The sequence below is a fragment of the Pseudomonas sp. ABC1 genome, assembly GCF_013395055.1.
GTDB lineage: Bacteria > Pseudomonadota > Gammaproteobacteria > Pseudomonadales > Pseudomonadaceae > Stutzerimonas.
On the sequence record NZ_CP058349.1, the window covers coordinates 3,244,010 to 3,260,130 of the forward strand.

Annotated in this window: 16 protein-coding genes; all 16 read right to left on the reverse strand. The window is 67.7% G+C overall.

The genetic code is table 11. The features are described from left to right. Nucleotides 1–8: 8 nt before the first annotated feature. Nucleotides 9–1,235: a beta-ketoacyl-ACP synthase gene (locus HW090_RS14220; protein ID WP_179114133.1), complete on the reverse strand. Its 1,227-nt coding sequence runs from the start codon at nucleotides 1,233–1,235 to the stop codon at nucleotides 9–11. Next, complete coding sequence (gene fabG / locus HW090_RS14225) at nucleotides 1,235–1,963, reverse strand: 3-oxoacyl-ACP reductase FabG (RefSeq protein ID WP_179114134.1); 729 nt, start codon at nucleotides 1,961–1,963, stop codon at nucleotides 1,235–1,237. Before fabG ends, HW090_RS14220 begins: the two co-directional genes overlap by 1 nt. Next, entirely contained in the window at nucleotides 1,956–2,465 is a 510-nt protein-coding gene (locus HW090_RS14230) for a hotdog family protein (RefSeq protein WP_179114135.1), read from the reverse strand. Before HW090_RS14230 ends, fabG begins: the two co-directional genes overlap by 8 nt. Beyond that, nucleotides 2,462–3,646 carry a beta-ketoacyl-[acyl-carrier-protein] synthase family protein gene (locus HW090_RS14235; RefSeq protein WP_179114136.1) on the reverse strand — a complete coding sequence of 395 codons (1,185 nt, stop codon included), beginning with the start codon at nucleotides 3,644–3,646 and terminating at the stop codon, nucleotides 2,462–2,464. The genes HW090_RS14230 and HW090_RS14235 overlap by 4 nt, the downstream gene beginning before the upstream one ends. Continuing rightward, the gene (locus HW090_RS14240; RefSeq protein ID WP_179114920.1) at nucleotides 3,646–4,149 is read right to left on the reverse strand and encodes a DUF3261 domain-containing protein; all 504 of its coding nucleotides are present in this window, start codon (nucleotides 4,147–4,149) and stop codon (nucleotides 3,646–3,648) included. The genes HW090_RS14235 and HW090_RS14240 overlap by 1 nt, the downstream gene beginning before the upstream one ends. Beyond that, complete coding sequence (locus HW090_RS14245) at nucleotides 4,146–4,871, reverse strand: class I SAM-dependent methyltransferase (RefSeq protein WP_179114137.1); 726 nt, start codon at nucleotides 4,869–4,871, stop codon at nucleotides 4,146–4,148. The genes HW090_RS14240 and HW090_RS14245 overlap by 4 nt, the downstream gene beginning before the upstream one ends. A 28-nt stretch (nucleotides 4,872–4,899) precedes the next feature. After that, nucleotides 4,900–6,144 (reverse strand): NAD(P)/FAD-dependent oxidoreductase, encoded by a 1,245-nt coding sequence (locus HW090_RS14250; RefSeq protein WP_179114138.1) that lies wholly within the window; start codon nucleotides 6,142–6,144, stop codon nucleotides 4,900–4,902. Beyond that, complete coding sequence (locus HW090_RS14255) at nucleotides 6,131–7,276, reverse strand: sodium:proton antiporter (protein ID WP_179114139.1); 1,146 nt, start codon at nucleotides 7,274–7,276, stop codon at nucleotides 6,131–6,133. Before HW090_RS14255 ends, HW090_RS14250 begins: the two co-directional genes overlap by 14 nt. Further along, a complete protein-coding gene (locus tag HW090_RS14260) occupies nucleotides 7,273–9,594 on the reverse strand; it encodes an MMPL family transporter (protein ID WP_179114140.1) in 2,322 nt (773 codons plus the stop codon). Before HW090_RS14260 ends, HW090_RS14255 begins: the two co-directional genes overlap by 4 nt. Further along, nucleotides 9,584–10,183: an outer membrane lipoprotein carrier protein LolA gene (locus HW090_RS14265; RefSeq protein WP_256930678.1), complete on the reverse strand. Its 600-nt coding sequence runs from the start codon at nucleotides 10,181–10,183 to the stop codon at nucleotides 9,584–9,586. Before HW090_RS14265 ends, HW090_RS14260 begins: the two co-directional genes overlap by 11 nt. Beyond that, nucleotides 10,180–10,605 carry a thioesterase family protein gene (locus tag HW090_RS14270; RefSeq protein WP_179114141.1) on the reverse strand — a complete coding sequence of 142 codons (426 nt, stop codon included), beginning with the start codon at nucleotides 10,603–10,605 and terminating at the stop codon, nucleotides 10,180–10,182. The genes HW090_RS14265 and HW090_RS14270 overlap by 4 nt, the downstream gene beginning before the upstream one ends. A gap of 83 nt (nucleotides 10,606–10,688) precedes the next feature. Then, nucleotides 10,689–12,239: a histidine ammonia-lyase gene (gene hutH, locus HW090_RS14275; protein ID WP_179114922.1), complete on the reverse strand. Its 1,551-nt coding sequence runs from the start codon at nucleotides 12,237–12,239 to the stop codon at nucleotides 10,689–10,691. Next, nucleotides 12,226–13,110, reverse strand: coding sequence for a glycosyl transferase (locus HW090_RS14280; protein ID WP_179114923.1), 885 nt, complete (start codon nucleotides 13,108–13,110; stop codon nucleotides 12,226–12,228). The genes hutH and HW090_RS14280 overlap by 14 nt, the downstream gene beginning before the upstream one ends. Nucleotides 13,111–13,163: 53 nt before the next feature. Beyond that, entirely contained in the window at nucleotides 13,164–13,916 is a 753-nt protein-coding gene (locus HW090_RS14285; protein WP_179114142.1) for a glycosyltransferase family 2 protein, read from the reverse strand. After that, a complete protein-coding gene (locus HW090_RS14290; RefSeq protein ID WP_179114143.1) occupies nucleotides 13,909–15,576 on the reverse strand; it encodes an acyl-CoA synthetase family protein in 1,668 nt (555 codons plus the stop codon). The genes HW090_RS14285 and HW090_RS14290 overlap by 8 nt, the downstream gene beginning before the upstream one ends. After that, on the reverse strand, nucleotides 15,573–16,118 hold the full coding sequence (locus tag HW090_RS14295) for a hypothetical protein (protein WP_179114144.1): 546 nt from the start codon (nucleotides 16,116–16,118) through the stop codon (nucleotides 15,573–15,575). The genes HW090_RS14290 and HW090_RS14295 overlap by 4 nt, the downstream gene beginning before the upstream one ends. Nucleotides 16,119–16,121: the final 3 nt, after the last annotated feature.

A 16,121-nucleotide genomic window follows, 5' to 3' on the forward strand; every position in this document is an offset into this window, starting at 1 on the left:
GAAATTATTCAGTTCCAGCGCTTGAAGATCAGCGACGTGTTGACGCCGCCGAACGCGAAGTTGTTGCTCATGACGTACTGGTGGTGCATCTGGCGGCACTCGCCGCGCAGGTAGTCCAGTTCGCCGCAGGCCGGGTCGATCTGGTCCAGGTTCAGCGTGGGCACGTAGCGGTCTTGGTTCATCATCTCGATGCTGAACCAGGACTCCAGTGCGCCGCAGGCACCCAGGGTGTGGCCGAGGAAGCTCTTCTGCGAGCTGATCGGCATGCGTGGCCCGAACAGCGCATGGGTCGCCAGCGTCTCGGCGACGTCGCCCTGCTCGGTGGCCGTGCCGTGGCCGTTGACGTAGCCGATGGCGGACGGTTCGAGGCCGGCATCGTCGAGGGCCAGTTGCATGGCGCCACGCATGGTTTCCTGGACGGGCTTGGTCGCGTGCTGGCCGTCGGAGTTGCAACCGAAGCCGACGATCTCGGCGTGGACGGTCGCGCCACGCGCCAGGGCGTGTTCCAGTTCTTCGAGCACCAGGATGCCGGCGCCTTCGCCGATCACCAGGCCGTCGCGGCCGCTGTCGTAGGGGCGCGGCGAGGTGTGCGGGGCGTCGTTCTTCAGGCTGGTGGCATAGAGCGCATCGAACACCATGGCCTCGGTCGGGCAGAGTTCCTCGGCGCCGCCGGCGAGCATCATCTTCAGACGGCCGAACTTGATCGCCTCGTAGGCGTAGCCGATGCCCTGGCTGCCGCTGGTGCAGGCGCTGGAGGTGGGGATCAGCCGGCCCTTGAGGCCGAAGAAGATACTGATGTTGGCCGCCGTGGTGTGCGGCATCATGCGGATGTAGGAGTTGGCGTTGAGGCCGTCGGCGACCGCGTTCAGCAGCATGTTGCCGAAAGCTTTCACCTCCTCGGTGCTGCCGGTCGACGAGCCACAGGCGACGCCCATGCGGCCATCCTGGATGATCGGGTCGCCGAGCAGGCCGGCCTGCTCCAGGGCGCGCTCGGCGGCGAACACCGCCAGCTTGGACACCCGGCCCATGCTGCGGGTCTGCTTGCGCGACCAGTGGCGGGGCGCGACGAAATCGTCCACCGGCCCGCCCAGGCGAGTGTTCAGCTCGGTGTAGCGGTCCCACTCATCCATGCGCCGGATACCGCTGCGGCCCGCCTCGAAGGCGGCCGAAATGCTTGGCCAGTCACTGCCCAGCGACGTGATCCCGGACATGCCGGTAACGACTACACGCTTCATCAACACAAACCACCGTTCACGGCGAGGACCTGGCGGGTGATATAGCCCGCGTCCTCGCTCATCAGAAAATTCACTGCCGCCGCGACTTCCTCCGGGCTGCCCATGCGCCCGGCCGGGACCATCTTGAGGATCTCTTCCACCGGCACCAGGTCGTCGAGGATATCAGTGTCGATAAGCCCCGGCGCCACGCAGTTGACCGTGATGCGGCGCTTGCCCAGCTCGATGGCGAGGGCCTTGGCCGCGCCGATCACGCCGGCCTTGGAGGCGCTGTAGTTGACCTGGCCACGGTTACCGATCAGTCCCGAGACCGAGGTGATGCAGACGATTCGCCCTGGCGCCCGGCGCCGGATCATCGGCATGGTCAGCGGCTGCAGCACATTGTAGAAGCCATCGAGGTTGGTGCGCAGCACCTGGTCCCAGTCGTCGTCGGAGAGGGCCGGGAAGGCGCCGTCGCGGGTCAGGCCGGCATTGCAGACCACGCCATAGTAGGCGCCGTGCTGTTCGATATCGGTTTCGAGGGCGGCACGGCAGGCCGCGCGGTCGGACACGTCGAATTGCAGGATACGCGCCTGCTGGCCCTGGGCTTCGATCTGCTCGCGTACCGCTTCTGCTTCCTCGCGGCGCGAGCGGCAGTGCAGGATGATGTCGTAGCCACTGCGCGCCAGGCGCAGTGCGATGGCACGGCCGATGCCTCGGCTCGAACCCGTGACCAGAATGCTGTCAGTCATGTGCGTTCTCTTGTCGTGCTTGCTGTTCTTGCTGTTCTTGCTGTTCTTGCTGTTCTTGCGGCTCCTGGAGGTAGCTCGCAACGTTCGGTGGGCGAAACACGTTGAGGCGGGCATGGGCCTCGATGCCCTGGCCCTGCAACAGGCAGTCGAATACGCCCATGCCATTGTCGTCCTGCAACGAACGCTGGGCGCTGATGCGCAGCTCGCTGCCGGCCGGGAAGCCTTCGACATTGCACTGGAAACTGCGCGTGCCGAGCAGGAAGCCCAGCTCCACTGGCTCGCTGGCCTGGCGCGCATGGCAGCCGGCATAGGCCGCCACGCTCTGCGCCATCAGCTCGACCGCGACCCAGGCCGGCAGGCTGCCGTCCTCGGTGCTGAACAGGGTGTCGGGGCGCACGCGCAGACGTGTCTCGATGTCCTCGTCGCCGAAGCGCAGCACTTCGTCGATCAGGATCATGTCGCCGGAATGGGGAATGAGCTCGGCGATCTTCCAGGGGGTCATGGCGCGTCTCCGATAATCAGCGACAGGTTGCTGCCACCGAAGGCGAAGGAGTTGCTCATCAGCCGTCGCCCGCTGCTGCGGCGCAGCCGCGTGTCCGGGCGCACCAGGTCGAGTGCCGGTAACTCAGGGTCGGCCTGGCCGTCCCACAGGTGGGGGGGCAGGCGGCCTTCGGCGTTGTCTTCGCTGAGGGTCAGCCAGCAGAAGGCCGCCTCCAGCGCTCCGGCCGCGCCGAGGGTGTGGCCGGTCATGGGTTTGCTCGACGAGCAGGCCACGCCGTTCGGGAACAGCGCATGCACCGCCAGGCTTTCCATGGCGTCGTTGTGCCGTGTCGCGGTGCCGTGGAGGTTGAGGTAGTCGATCTGCCCGGCTTCCACCCCGGCGCTGGCCAGGGCTTTGCGCATGGCCAGCAGGGCGCCGCGTCCTTCGGGATGGGGCGCCGAGATGTGGTGGGCATCCGAGCTGGCGCCGCCGCCGAACAGGGCGATGGGGGCTTCTTCGCGAGTCATCAGGAACAGCGCCGCGCCTTCGCCGATGTTGATGCCGTTGCGGTTGGCCGAGAACGGGTTGCAGCGCTCGGCGGTCACGGCTTCCAGTGCCGAGAAACCATTCAGGGTCAGCCGGCACAGGCTGTCCACTCCGCCGCAGAGCACGGCATCGCACACGCCCTGTTCGAGCAGGCGATGGGCGCTGAGCAGGGCGCGCGCACTGGAGGTGCAGGCGGTGGACTGGCAGTAGGCCGGCCCGGCCAGGCCCAGCCAGTCGGCGAGGAAGATCGCCGGGGCGGCCATTTCCTGCTGGGCATAGTGGTAGCTGGCGGGCAATTCGCCCTGGCGGACGAACGTGGCGATACCCTGGCTGGCCTCGTCGATGCCCGAGGTGCTGGTGCCGAGGAGGACGCCGATACGGTGTGCGCCGTAGCGAGTGATGGCGCTGCGTATCTGCGGTTCGATCTGTTGTGCGGCGGCCAGCAGCAGTTGCAGGTTGCGGCTGGCCGCCGGTGTGGCGAAGGGCAACGCCGGCAGTTCTCCGGGCACCGCGCCGACGGTCAGGCTGCGGTCATCGACCCAGCCGTCCTCGCTGCGCATGCCACGGGTGTCGCCGGCCAGCAGTGCACTGGCCACGGCCTGCCGGCCCTGGCCCAGGGCGCAGAGCAGGCCCAGGGCGTTCAGGTAGCTGGGCATCAATGGCTCTCCTGGTGGGTCATCGGGCGGACGTGGTAGCGCAGGTCATCGTTCGTGCGCAGGGTGAAATCCAGCGGCGCACGGTAATCGATCCGCCAGCCTGGCGCGAGTTGGCGTTGTCCGTCGCCGTGGCGGCTCCAGGCGCCGGTCGGGTAGCTGCCGGCCAGCGCTGCATCCGGCGTCAGGGCGAACAGCAGGGCGCCGAACAGCTCGCGGGCCCTGGGGTTGGGCGGCAGCAACCCGTCATTGTGCCAGCTGCCGTCGCGCAGCCGCTGCCGTGCCAGTGGCGTGCCCAACGGGTCGAGCAGCGTGTAGCGCAGGGCGTCGTCCTCCCGTTGCAGTACCAGCAGCCATTGCTGCACGGTCTGCTGGGGCGCGGTGTGTTCGATTTGCAACGTCAGTGGCAGGGCCGCGACCAGCGACGGGACTCTTTCCGGCAGGGGCGTATGGTTGGCGCATGCGGTGAGCAGCAGCGCCATCAGGACCAGCAGGTAACGCATCAGCAGGCTGCCTCCAGCGGCTTGCGCGCGGCGACGTTGACCAGCGTTTCATTGCGTTGGCCGAACGGCTTCGGCTTCGCCAGGCCCCAGCGTTCCAGCAGGCCGAAGTCCTCCGAGCGGCTCCACCACAGATAAGGGTAGGACACGTTCTTCTCGTCGAACTGGAAGCCCTGGTCGCGCAGCATGGCCAGGTATTGCTCGGCGCTCTTCTGCACGTGCATGGGGTGGCGGAACAGCCAGCGGATCACCCAGGTGTCGATGTAGTACTTGGTCGACTCCGCGAACAGCAGCAGGCCACCCGGCTTGAGGATGCGCCAGAACTCGGCCAGGGCCTTTTCCTGTTCCACCAGGTGGTGGAAGGTCTGGTGGCAGAACAGCACGTCGACGCTGGCGTCGGGCAGTTCGATGTTCGCGCAGTCGCTGGCGACCAGTTCGATATCCAGGCCCAGGCGCGTGGCTTGTGCCCGCGAGCAGTCGAGGCTGTGCTGGTCGGCATCCAGGCCGATCATGCGGGTGGGCTGGAAGGCCTCGGCGAGCAGCGCGAAGGAGCGCCCCTGGCCACAGCCGGCATCCAGCAGCACCCGCTCTTCGGGCAGCGGACCATTGATCAGGCGCTGCAGGTCATTGATCGCGACGCGCAAGACATGGTGCTGCCAGACATGGCTCTGCAGGAACCAGAAGCCGAAGCGGGTTTCCTCGACGTAGGTTGGGGCGACGGATGGCATCTGCTCTCCTTGTTGGCGGGGCCGGGGCTCAGCCCTGGGCACAGAGTTCGGCGAGTACGCGCAGTCGGCGGGCCGGCTCGGCGACGTAGGGGTTGCGCTCGTCCCAGGCATAGCCGGCGAGGATCGAGCTGATCATGCGGCGGATCTCCGGGGACGCCTTCTCGTAGTAGATGACGTCCTGGAAGGCGCCGTCGTACCAGCCTTCGACGTAGACGCGGAAAGTGTCCACACCCCGCTTGAGCGGGATGGCGAAGTCCTCTTCCCAGTCCACCGTCTCGCCGCTGAGCTGGCGGTGCAGCAGGTTGGCGGCCATGCTCGACGAGCGCATGGCGATGGTCACGCCGGAGGAGAACACCGGGTCGAGGAACTCGGCCGCGTTGCCGAGCAGGGCGAAGCCCGGGCCGTGCAGGCGCTTGACGTTGGCCGAGTAGCCGACCAGCTTGCGCGCCGGAGTATCCCACACGGCGTTCTTCAGCACGCCGGACAGCGAGGGGGTTTCCTCGACGAACTGCCGCAGGCAGGCGTCCAGGTCCAGCGGGCGGCCTTCGTAGCGCGTGGCTTCGGCGACCACGCCGACCGAGCAGCGGCCATTGCTGAACGGGATGCTCCAGAACCATACGTCGCGCAGGGTCGGGTGGGTCGTGATGAGGATTTTCTCGCGGTCGAAACCGGTGCCGGCACTGCGGTCCTCGACGTGGGTGAAGATGGCCTGGCGCACCGGCAGGTCCGACGGGATGTCGAGGTCGAGCAGGCGCGGCAGCACGCGGCCATAGCCGCTGCCGTCGAGCACGAAGTCGCAGGCGATGCGGTATTCGTGGCCGTCGGCCAGGCGGCGGACGGTCAGGCTTGGCGTCGCTCCGTCGAAGTCGGCGGCGATGATTTCCTCTTCGTAGCGGATTTCCACGCCCTGGCGCTCGGCTTCATCGGCCAGCAGCTTGTCGAAGTCGGCGCGCACCACCTGGTAGGTGGAACCCTGGCCTTCGGTGAAGGTGTCGCGGAAGTCGAACTCGCTGCGGCGCTCGCCCCAGGCGAAGGCCGCGCCGTGCTTGATCTGGTAGCCGGCGGCACGGACCGCGTCGAGCATGCCGGCTTCTTCGATGAAGTCCAGGCAGTGCGACAGCAGGCTCTCGCCAATCGAGAAGCGGGGAAAGCGCTGGCGCTCCAGCACCAGGACGTCATGCCCCTTGCGCTTGAGCAGTGCGCTGGCGATGGAACCCGAGGGACCGGCACCGATGACGACGACCTGGCGTTTTTCGATTTCAGCTGTATTCATGATGGCTTCTTGCTTCGACTTTGACGTGCCTGCCGAGGAAGGCCGGCAGAAGGGTGGAAAACAGGCTCATCAGCAACAGGCCGAAGTAGACCAGTGAATCGATCAGTTGTTGCTGCAGGAGCAGGTTGAGGAAGACGATCTCGGTCAGGCCCCGGATATTCAGCAGCAGGCTTTCCTGCCACTTGATCCGCGCGGCGGCGGCCGGTGCGGCCCAGTGCAGGCCGAGCCAACTGCCGGCGACCTTGCTGGCCACCGGCGCGACCAGCAGGATGCCGATGACCAGCCAGGAATAGTGTTCGCCAATGCCGTGGAAGTCCACGCGCAGAACGCCGCAGGTGAGGATCAGCGGCACTGCCAGGCCGTTCATCAGCAGCTTCCAGCCACGCTCCGGCAAGGGCAGGCGCAGGGGCTTGCCGCTCCAGGCCAGGCACAGCATGTAGGCGATGCCGAACACTAGGGCATTCAGCCCGAGCGCATGGAACAGCACCATCAGGGCGAAGAACGGCAGGCTGTAGAACAGGTCGTTGCGCAGGCCCAGCCGCGCCAGCAGCAGTGGCAGGCTGGCGGCCAGCAGCGGCCATAGCAGGCTGGCCGGGTTGCTGGAGCCTTGCGCCAGGCCGAACAGGCTCCAGCACATGAAGTCCATCAGGATGGCGGCATGCAGCAGGCGCTTGGTGGCCGCCGGCGGGTAGTCGATGCTGTGCAGGAACAGGTAGAGCACCGGGATGGCGGTGATTGAGAACAGCAGGCCGATGCCCAGGGCGCTGAGCCAGTCGTAGTCGCCGGGCAGCAGCCAGAAGGCGCAGGCCAGACCCGCCAGCAGCGGCACGAGAAAACTCGGCAGGGCGATCTTCAGGCAAGCTGTGTTGAGGTCGAGGTCGATCACGTCGCTGAGTATGTAGCCCAGCAGCAGCGCGAAGCACAGGCCGTAGAGCAGGTCCAGCCATTGTGGTGCGAGCAGGTCGCTGGTGCCGAGCTGCCAGTGGGGTTCTACCCAGCCCAGCAGCAGGGCCGGGATCGCCAGACTGGCCACCAGCAGTTGGCCGACGATGGGCACCAGGCGCTTGCCCCCGAGCAGGCCGACCAGGGCATAGAGGGCCAGTGCCAGGCACCAGAACAGCAGTACAGTCATTGCAGGGGTTCCGTCGTGTGAGGGCTGCGTTCGGCCTTCGCCGCCCAGGGCGAGAGCAGGCAGCAGAACAGCAGGCCGAGGCTGACCGCCAGGCCGAAGTTGGCGATGGCGGGGGTGCCGCTGAGCAGCAGCAGGCCGAACGCCAGCCAACTGGTGACACCCGCCAGCAGCACGCCGATCAGGCTGACGGCGGCACCGCCGATGGCTTCACGCATGAGGATGCTGTAGTCGACGCCGATCGCCGTGATCAGCAGCAGGCCGAACAGGCTGAACAGCGTCAGCGGCTGCCCCAGCCAGCCGAGGCAGGCCAGCGCGGTCATTGCCGCCAGCAGCGGCAGGCCGACCAGGCGCAGTGCCCCGGAAAGCCCGAAGGGCAGCCACAGCAGGAGCAGGATGGCGGCGCAGGACAGCAGCTTGAGTTCGGCGGCACTCAACTGGGTGGCGCTGAACAGGCGGTTCAGTTCGCCGGGCCGGTCGATCAGTTGCACGCCGTCGAGGCCGTGTGCGGTGTCTTCCAGGGCCGGACTGGTCGGCTGGCCTTGCAGGCTGACCAGGGCTGCCACACGGCCATCAGCCTGTCGACCAAGCCAGAGGGGTCGCCAGGCTTCGGCCAGTGGCCCGCCCAACACCTGTTCGATATCCAGCGGCGGCAAGGCCTGCAGTTGTGCCAGTTCGCCGCGCAGTGCCGCCTCGGGCACGCCCAGGGCCAGCAGGGGTTGCCAGTGTTGCGCAAGCTGCGCCAGGGCCTGGCGCAGGCGCTGTTGTTCCGGGACGCTGGAGAGCAACTGGCTCAGGGCGCGGTAGCCCTGCAACTGGCCGTTGCCGACCAGGGTGTCCAGGCGTTGCGCCAATGCGCCCTGGCGCTCCAGCAGTTGCGCTTCGTCGTTGCCCTGCACCAGGAAGAACTGGCTGGTGGGCTGTTGCCCGGTCAGTTCGGCGACACGGCGCGCGTCGCCGAGCAGTTCCGGTGCCTGGCCCAGCCACTGGCGCAGGTCGTTCTGCGTGTGCAGTTGCCACAGGCCGCCGGCACAGAACAGCAGCAACAGGCCCAGCAACGGCTTGCTGCCGATACGGCGCAGCAGCCGGGCGCGACCGGCGAGCAGGCGCTGGCTCAGTTGCAGCAGGCCCTTGGCCGGGCGCGGCTGGACATTGGCGAAGCAGGCCGGCAGCAGGCAGATGGCGCACAGGTAGGCGGCGACCAGGCCGGCGGCGGAGAACAGGGCGATCTGCGTCAACGCCGGGAAGGGCGTGAAGGCCAGCGCCAGGTAGCCGATCAGGTTGGTGCCCAGGCTCAGGCTCAGGCCGGGCAGGACTTCGAACAGGCGCTGCCAGCTGTGCCAGGGGCCCTGGCTCCAGCTCTTGCTCAGGTAGTGCAGCGGGTAGTCGCTGGCGACACCGACCAGGCTGGCGCCGAGCACCAGGGTCAGGGCGTTGATCTGGGCGAACACCAGCACGCAGACCGTCACGCCACTGACCAGTGCCACGCCGATAGGCAGCAGGGCCAGCAGTGCCCGTGGCTGGCGCCAGGCATACAGGAGCAGCAGGAGGATACCGAGGGTGGAGCCGCCGCCGATCCAGACGCTTTCACGGATGGCCTGTTCCTGGCCAGCCGCGGCGAACAGCAAGCCGCCGACGGCGAGCAACTGGCCGCCCTCGGCTTCCACCATCAGGCGGGCTTCTTCGACTTCGTCGGCGATCAGTGGCGCGGCCTGCATGTCGAAGGCCGCGCCCTGGCTGCGCGCATGCAGGGCGATCCAGGTCTGGCCCTGTTCGGTGACTTGCAGGGTGGCGCTGGTGAGGTCGAGGTGCAGACGGCCGTTCTGTTGCAATTGGGCGGCAAGGCCCAGCCAGTCCTGTTGCAGCGGCAGCAGGTTGGCGGCGAAGGGGTCGAACAGCTCGGCGGCGCGCTGTGCAATGAATTGTTCGGGCTGTTCTTCGAGCAGTTGGCGCTCCGCTGGCGGTAGCAGCGCCAGGCGACCGGTCAGCAATTGCTGACGCAGGTCGTTCAGGTCGCTGTCCAGGTTCCAGCGCAGCCCCTGGAACAGACCGCTGCGCTGCCAGTCATCGGCGATCCTGCGGGTCAGGGCGAGGGCCTGTTCTTCCCGTGGATGGCCGACCAGGATCAGCAGGTCGCGGCTGAGGGGTTCCTGCATGCGCTGCTCGGCTTGGCGAGCCACGGCGTCGTTGGCGCTTTCCGGCAGCAGCGCGAGCATGTCCGCGGCGATCGGTGGCCCGTCCCGCCATTGCCAGGCGGCCAGCGCCAGCAGTGCCAGTAACGCCAGTACGAAGGCCCTGGGCAGCAGCCGTTCAGTGTTCAAAGGCGTTGCGCTCCTGCTCGCTCAGGGCGCTGCCGGCCTGGCTTTGCGGCATGCGCAAGACGCTGCGGTCGCCTTGGGTCTCGTTCAGTTCGATGCGTTCCACCAGCGCGCCGCCGCTGATGCGGATACTGTCGAAGATCTGCCGCAACAGCACCGAACGCGGGGTCAGCAGCAACTGCCAGGCATCCTGGGTGCCGCTCAGTTGCAGTTCGAAGTCATGTGCCAGGCCGCTGTGGTCACCCTTTAGTACGGCCAGGAACAGGCGGCTCTGCTGGGCGGCGACGTCCTGTCCGGGTTGCATCTGCCAGCCGTCGGGCGTGTGCCGGGCGATGCCCTGGGTGTCGATGCGGTAGTCCTGGCGCATGGGGCTGCGCAATTGCCAGAGCAGCCCGCGCTCAGCGCTGAGGACGAAGTCGCCCTGACTGCTCAGCGGTTGTGGCAGTGCGCGCAGGTGTTTTTCCTGGATGAACGGGCCGCGTACCACGGCGTGCTCGCTCAGTTGCGCGGCCAGTTCGTCCAGTTCGAACGCCTGGACCTGGCCGCTGCCGAGCAGGCCCAGCAACGCGAGCATATACAGGACAGGCTTCACGACAGGGCCCGCTCGACGGCGTCGATGAAGACTTGCGGCGAGCCGAACTGCATCTCCCGGGTGGCGATGTCGACCGCTACCTGTACGCTGCTGCCTCGGGTCATGCGTTCGCCGGTTTCGGCGTCGACGATGAGGTAGTTGATCTTCAAGCGGTTCTCCCACTCCACCAGGTCGGCGCAGACGCGGATACGCTGGCCAAAGGTCGCCCCGCGCACGTAGCGCACCTGCAGGTCGATCACCGGCCAGGCATAGCCCGACTCGCGCATCTGCAGGTAGTTGTGCTGGAGCTTGTCCAGCAGGGCGCAGCGTGCCTGTTCGAAGTACTTGACGTAGTGGCCGTGCCAGACCACTTCCATCATGTCGACATCGTAGAACTGCACCTGCAGTTCGATGTGTGCCTGCAATACGCCGGACTTACGCATGGATCGCTCCTTTACGAGCGGTGCGCGCGGCGCACCCTACGTGGTGGAGGTCCGTAGGGTGCGCCATGCGCACCAGGGCAGATTCAGGCATACAGCCTCCAGTGCCGGGCCCGGATACGTTCCAGGCACAGGCGCAGTTCGCCTTCCAGGGCGCGGTCTTCGATGACCGGTGGGAAGTCTTCCGCCAGTGCCTGGCGCATGTCCGCCAGCGGCGCGGGAATACCGTCCTTGCCGGCCCGCTGGCGCAGCCAGATACCCTGGTTGGCCGCCAGCAGGGTGGCGGCGGCGACCTGTTCGGTCAGCTCCAGGCTGCGCAGGGCATCGCGGGCGGCGATGGTGCCCATGCTCACCTTGTCCTGGTTGTGGCACTCGGTGGAGCGCGAGAACACGCTGGCCGGCAGGGTGTTCTTCAACGCCTCGGCGGTCCAGGCGCTGGCGCCGATCTGCACGGCCTTGAAGCCGTGGTTGATCATCGCCGTCTCGGCCGGAGCGCCGGACAGGTTGCTCGGCAGGCCGTGGTTGTAGCGGGTGTCCACCAGCAGCGCGAGCTGGCGGTCGAGCAGGTCGGCGACGTTGCCCACCAGGTTCTTCAGGCTGTCCATGGCGAAGGCGATATGGCCGCCATAGAAGTGCCCGCCGTGCAGCACCCGTTCGGCGTCGCCGTCGATCAGTGGGTTGTCGTTGGCGCTGTTCAGTTCGGTCTCGATGAATTGGCGCAACAGGCCCAGGCTGTCGGCCAGCACGCCGAGCACATGCGGTGCGCAGCGCAGCGAGTAGCGGTCCTGCAAGCGGTGCAGTGGCGCGGTAGGCGCGTCGATGGCCAGGTCCTGGCGTAGCCAGGCGGCAACCTGGCTCTGGCCGGGGTGCGGCTTGGCGGCGAACAGGCGCTCGTCGAAATGCTCCGGGTTGCCTTCCAGCGCCACCACGTTGAGGGCGGTGATGCGGCTGGCCAGCTTCAGCAGGTAGTCGGCGCGCGAGTAGGCCAGGCAGGCCAGGGCGGTCATCACGGCGGTGCCGTTCATCAACGCCAGGGCTTCCTTCGGGCGCAGGGTCAGTGGTGTCCAGCCCAGTTCCGCATGGACCTGCGCGGCACTGCAGCGCTCGCCCCGGTACAGCACTTCGCGTTCGCCGCTGAGGGTCGCGGCGATGTAGGACAGCGGCGTCAGGTCGCCGCTGGCGCCCACCGAGCCTTCTTCCGGGATCAACGGCAGCACGTCATGTTCGAGGAACGCGTGCAGGCGTTGCAGCAGCTCGACGCGCACGCCGGAAACCCCGTGGCACAGCGACTGCAAGCGGGCCGCCAGGACCGCGCGGGTGCTGGCCGCGTCCAGCAGCTTGCCCAGGCCGCAGCCGTGGAAGGTGTACAGGTGACGCGGCAGCGCCTCGACCTGATGCAGCGGCACCGCCACCACGCAGGAATCGCCATAGCCGGTGGTGACGCCGTAGATCACGCCTTCCTTGTCCAGCAGGGTGTCGAGGAAGCGTGCGCCCTTGGCGATCTTTTCCTGGTAGGCCGGGTCGTCCTGCAGGCGGGGGCTGGCCTGGCGCTCGGCCAGCGCCACGACGTCCTCGATGCTCAGGGGCCGTTCGCCGAAGGTCACGTGTTCAGGTGCGCGTGTTTCAGATGGAAGCATCGTCATGTTTCTTCCAGAAGGGGTAGAAGTTGAACCATTGGTAAGGGGCATCCAGGCACTGCTCGCCGAGGCGCCGGGCATAGCGCTGCACCCAGTCGCGGATGACGTCGTCGCGTTCGCGGCGATTCCACTGCACGCGCTCGGCGAAATCCTCCAGGCGCACCTGGTACTGCCCGTCGATCTTCAGGCAGTGCATCAGGCCGACCCGGCATTGCAGCAAGCCAGCCAGTAGCCAGGGGCCCTGGGGGAAGTCGGCGGGCTGGCCGAGAAACTCGACCTCGGCGCACCGCCCGCCATGCAAGGGGATGCGGTCGCCGGCGATGGCCAGCCACTCGCCGCGGTCGAGGCGCTCGGAGAGTTGCAGCATGGTCGCCGGGTCCAGCTCGCTGACCTGGATCAGGCGCAGGTGACTGGCGCCGGCTTCGCCCAGCAGGCGGTTGAAGTGCTGCGCGTGCTTGGTGTGCACCAGGACATTCATGCGCACCTGTTCGCCCAGTTCGGCCAGGGCGCGGCAGACTTCCAGGTTGCCCAGGTGCGCGCCCACCAGCATCTGCCCGCGCGCGCCTGCGTGCAGGCGTTCGCGCAAGCCATCGGGGTCGACCAGGGCAATGCGTTCGAGGCCGAGCCGGCCATTCCAGACATCCAGCTTGTCCAGCAGGATATCGGCGAAGCTGGTGAACTGGCGCAGCACCGTGCGCCTGTCGGGGCGCAGTTCGCGGCGTCCGCTCCAGGCGGCCAGGTTGTGCTGGTACTGGCGAATGCTGGCGCGGGCGCGGCGACCGAAGAGGAAGAAATACAGCACGATCAGGTACAGCAGCGGGCTCAGCAGGCGGCGTCCCAACAGGCGTACGGCGCTGGCGCTGAGCTTCATCAGCAGGAAGCTGCCGCGCTCGCCCTGGCGGGCCCAGTGCCGCGACGGTGCGCTCACGCGCGCCACCTGCGCCAGAGAATCCGCGGCGCGCGCGGCAACATGCCGAAGAACAGGGTGGCGTGCATCTTCGAGATTAGCAGGTTGTCGTGCCAGGGGCGGAAGTGCGACAGGCCGTCCTCGGGGTAGCGCACGCGCACCGGCAGCCAGAGCATGGGCTGCTCGCGCCAGGCCAGGCGCACCAGGATATCGGTGTCGAAATCCATCCGGCAGCCCAGGCGGACGCTGTCGGCGAGCGCCAGGGTCGGGGCCAGCGGGTAGAGGCGCAGGCCGCACATGGAGTCGCGGATCTGCAACGACAGGCTGTTGATCCATACCCAGACGTGGGTCAGGTAGCGGGCGTAGAAGCGCAGGCGCGGGACGCTCCGGTCGTACTCGGGGTAGCCGCAGACCAGTGCCTCGGGCTGTGCCCTGGCGCTGTCGAGGAACAGCGCGATGTTGTCGAGGTCGTGCTGGCCGTCGGCATCCACTTGCAGCGCATGGCTGAAGCCCTGGCGTGCCGCCTCGCGCATACCGGCCATGACCGCCGCACCCTTGCCCTGGTTATGGGGCAGGCGCACGGCGCTGACGTCCGTCCGTTCGGCCAACTGGTCGATGACCGCCGCACAACTGGCCTGTGACGCGTCGTCCACCAGGATGCAGGGCAGGCCGTAGCCGCGCAGGCGCTCGACCACGCCGGGCAACGGCTGCTCGTGGTTGTAGACCGGGATCACCGCACAGGGCCGGAACGCCGCCAGGCCATCAGTCATGCGCCGGCTCCAGCAGGATGCGTCCTGAGGAGCAGGCGGCTTCGCCATTGCGGTAGGCGAAGTAGAGCTTGCCGCGCGTGGCGTCGAAACGCAGCGTCAGTTGCAGGCGATCGCCAGGGCGCACCAGTTGCTGGAACTTGAGCACTTCCATGCCACCGAAGCGCGGCGGCAGGTCTGCGATCAGGCGTCGGGCCAGGCGCTGCGCCCAGTCGATCTGCACCACGCCGGGCAGTACCGGGGTGTGCGGAAAGTGCCCGGAGAAGTGCGCGAGGTCCAGCGGTATGGGCAGCTCCAGGCGCCATTCGCCGTCCACTTCTTCGACCGTCAGCGGTTCGCTGTGCCGTGGGCGCGGGGCTGCGAGCAGCGCCTCGATCTGCGCCTGCGGCAGCTTGCCCTGGCTGTTGCCCGGCAGTTCATCCAGCAGGCGCCAGCGGCGTGGCAGGGCGATGGGCTCGCAGTACTCGGCCAGGTGGCGGCGCAGGGTGTCGGTGACGGTGCGCCGACCCTGGTTGCGCAGGGCGTGCACGCCGGTTGGGCTCAGGGCCAGCAGCGCCCCGAGGAAGGCACGGCCTTCCTGCACGACGCCGAGGCGCGCATCGCTCACCCAGGCATGGCTGCACAGCGCTTGCTCCAGCATGGGCAGCGAGATGCGTTTTTCTTCCAGTTTGACGATGCGGTCCAGCCGCCCGTGCAGGAGGAAGCGTCCATCGTCGAGCAGTTCGGCGGCATCCATGCTCTGTTCGACATGGCCGCTGGGCAGGTAGGGCGAGGCGATGCGCAGGGCGCCCTGGTCATCCAGGCTCAGTTCGATGTCGGCGAAGGGTTGCCAGCTCGCGCTGCCCTGGCGCCATCCGATGCCGCCGGTCTCGGAACTGCCGTAGATCTCGCTGGGCCACTGGCCCAGGCGGCGGGCCAGGGTTTGCGCGACCGCTGTCGGTAAGGCGCCGCCGGAGGAGAACACCTTGCGCACCCGGGCCAGCGCCGGCCAGTCGAGGTTGTCGCCCATGCGCTTGAGCAGGGCCGGGCTGGTGATCCAGGCGAAGTCCGCCAGGCCGAGGCTTTCGCGTTGCAGGTCTTCGGGGAACGGCAGTGCCTTGCGCCAGATGCCACGGCCGGCGCTCAGCGGCCAGAGGATGCGGAACAGCAGGCCATAGATATGCTGGGCGGCCACGCTGCCGAGCAGGATCGACTGGCCAAGTTCTGCGCCCCACAGGTTTTCCAGGGCCTGCACCTCGTTGTGCAGTTGGCGCAGGGTCTTCTCGATCAGCTTGGCTTCGCCGCTGGAGCCGGAGGTGCACAGGGTCAGTCGACAGGTGTCGAGGTCCAGCTGCGCGGCTTCCAGGGGCGTTCCGCCCTCCAGGCCGTCCAGCGTGTCCAGCCACAGGTCGACCTGGCTGTCCAGGCGCTGGCGCGTGCTGGGCTGGGCATCGCCCGGCAACAGCACCTGGACACCGGCGCGCCAGGCGCCGAACAGTGCCGTGGCCAGCTCCGCGCCATCGTCCAGGTACAGTGCCAGGCGTTGTACGCCTCGTGCTTGCAAGGCACCGGCCAGCGCCAGCGAGCGGGCCTGCCAGTCTGCGTGGGTGAGGCGCGGGGCCAGTGCCACGACGCGCTCGGGGTCGCCTTGCAGCAGTAGCTCGGCGGGGGCGAGCCAGTTCATGCGAATCTCCTTACACGTTGGCGTACCAGCCACTCGACAGCGAACAGCAGCCCCATCAGGGCATAGGAAATCAGCCCGGTGTACAGCGTCCACCAGCTCAGTGGCGCCCACAGGGCCAGGGCGATCACGGCCATGCCGTTGAGCAGGAAGAACAGCGCCCAGACCTGTGTCACCCGGCGCGTGTAGCGCACGGCGACCTCGGGCAGTTCCGGCTCGCTCAGGCGGGCCATGCGCTCGACCAGTGGCGGCCCGAAGCGCAGCGACAGGCTGAACAGTGCCAGCAGCAGGCCACTGACCAGCACCGGGTACCAGCGCAGCAGGGCCGGTTCGTCCAGCAGCCCGAGGAGCAGGCAGAAGGCCAGTGCGCAGAGGCTCATCCAGCGATTGCCCGGCTTGCCCAGGCTACTCAGGCTGCGTACCAGCCACAGGCCACCGAGCAGCAGGGCGAACAGGCGCGGCGACAGGTGCTCCATGCCGAAGTACACGGCGAAGGGGTAGAGCACACCGACCAGGGCCAGCAGCAGGACGAGCAGGCGTGGCATCGG